We start from the raw sequence: 1,961 nt of genomic DNA on the forward strand, positions 1-1,961 counted from the left end.
GCCGAGACCCCAGGCGCCCAGCGTCGGGCTTTCCCAATCATCCTCGACGAAGCGGATGTCGTGCAGCAGCGGATCGACGCCGATCGCCGCCAGCGAGCCGAGATAGAGTTCCTGCAAGTTGGGCGGGTTCGGCTTCAGGATCACCTGGTACTGGTAATAATGCTGCAGCCGGTTCGGGTTCTCGCCATAACGCCCGTCCTTGGGGCGGCGCGAGGGCTGGACATAGGCAGCGTTCCAGCGTTTCGGGCCGAGCGCGCGCAGCGTCGTTGCCGGATGAAAAGTGCCGGCGCCGACTTCCATGTCGTAGGGTTGCAGGATGACGCAGCCATAGGCCGCCCAATAGTTGTGCAAGGTCAGGATCAGCCCCTGGAACGAGCGGCTGGGATGCATATGGGCGGGGATTTCAATTGTCACGGGTGGCCTCGACAGCACAGGCTAGCTTGCCGGCACGTCCTAGAGACACGGCGGCGAAGCGTCAAGCAAAGCACGCCGATGCGGTCGCGCCGACATTATGGACAATGTTGAGAGCTTTGCAGGGGCTGGCCCATTGCCCATCTCTCGGGCCTGCGCTCTGTTCGCCTGTGCAGCAACGACAACAGGTTCCAGCCATGCCCAGCCCGATCGTCATCCGCCCCGTTGCGCGACAGGATTTCGAGCAATGGCTGCCGCTGTGGGACGGCTACAATGCATTTTATGGCCGCTCGGGCGAAACGGCCCTGCCGGGTGAGATTACCCAGATGACATGGTCGCGTTTCTTCGATGCCTATGAGCCGGTCCACGCGCTGGTGGCCGAAAGCGAGGGACGGCTTTTCGGCCTCGTGCATTATCTCTTCCATCGCAGCACAACGGCGATCGCGCCGAATTGTTATCTGCAGGACCTTTTCACCACGCAGGCATCGCGTGGCAAAGGCATCGGACGGGCGCTGATCGAGGGCGTCTACGAGCGCGCCCGGGCAGCCGGTTCAGGCCGGGTATACTGGCTGACGCATGAGACCAATCACACGGCAATGAAGCTTTACGACAAGGTCGCCGAACACTCCGGCTTTGTCGTCTATCGCAAGCTCTTCTGAGGCAGCCAGCCGGATACGCGGTTCAAACGAAAACGGGACCCTGAAAAGAGCCCCGTTTGCGTTGAATTCAAATGGCTGACTTCATCCCTTCGGGGCGGGCACCGGCTCCGGCTTGACCTTCGGGGTCTCCTGCGCCGTGTTGGATTCGATCGGCGGCAGGCCCTTCATCAGCTTCTGCTGCAAGTTGGCCAGCACATCGGGATCCGGCTTCAGGTCGCGAGCCTGATTCCACTGGAAGGTGGCTTCCAGCTTGCGGCCGACGCGCCAGTAGGCATCGCCCAGGTGGTCGTTGAGAACCGGATCTTCCGGCTTCAGCGACACGGCGCGTTCCATTTCGCGCACCGCGTCATCGAACCTGCCGAGGCGGAAATAGGCCCAACCCAGCGAATCGACGATGTAACCGTCGCTCGGCCTGAGGTCGACGGCCTTTTGAATCATCGCCAGCCCTTCCTTGAGATTCATGTTCATGTCGACCCAGGAATAGCCGAGATAATTCAGCACCTGCGGCTGGTCGGGGAACAGTTCCAGCGCCTTGCGGAAGTTCGGCTCGGCCTTGGGCCATTCCTTCAGGCGCTCATAGGCGATGCCGCGCTGGTAGAAGATGTTCCAGTTGGCTGCGGTCGGCGTCTTCAGCGCCTCGACAGCCTTGTCGTAGAGTGTGGCGGCCGAACGGAAATCCTCCTTCGAGGAATAGACGCCACCGAGCGCCAGATAGGCGCGCATGTCATTGGGATGGGCGTCGACGAAAGCCTTCAGATGAGCGATCGCTTCTTCGTGACGGTCGAGATCGGCAAGGTTGAGGCCGAGCTGCAGGTCCGAAAGCTCCTTCAGCGGCGAACCGGCGGGGATCCGGCGATAGAGCGCGATGGCGCCTTCGCCGTCCTTCAATTG

At 61.6% G+C, this 1,961-nt stretch carries 3 protein-coding genes; 1 reads left to right on the top strand and 2 read right to left on the bottom strand.

All coding sequences use genetic code 11. The features are described 5' to 3' along the window. The coding region (locus tag EN925_RS33720; protein WP_128337264.1) for a glycine--tRNA ligase subunit alpha at positions 1 to 414 on the bottom strand (414 nt) is incomplete at its 3' end. Between the two features lie 194 nt (positions 415 to 608). On the opposite strand from EN925_RS33720, the gene EN925_RS33725 reads away from it, so the two are divergent. Beyond that, the gene (locus tag EN925_RS33725) at positions 609 to 1,070 is read left to right on the top strand and encodes a GNAT family N-acetyltransferase (RefSeq protein ID WP_013532825.1); all 462 of its coding nucleotides are present in this window, start codon (positions 609 to 611) and stop codon (positions 1,068 to 1,070) included. Positions 1,071 to 1,151: 81 nt separating this feature from the next. On the opposite strand, the gene EN925_RS33730 is transcribed toward EN925_RS33725, so the two are convergent. After that, positions 1,152 to 1,961 (bottom strand): tetratricopeptide repeat protein (locus EN925_RS33730; RefSeq protein WP_128337265.1); only part of this gene is annotated, 810 nt, incomplete at its 5' end.

It is taken from the genome of Mesorhizobium sp. M7A.F.Ca.US.006.04.2.1 (assembly GCF_004022915.1).
GTDB lineage: Bacteria > Pseudomonadota > Alphaproteobacteria > Rhizobiales > Rhizobiaceae > Mesorhizobium > Mesorhizobium ciceri.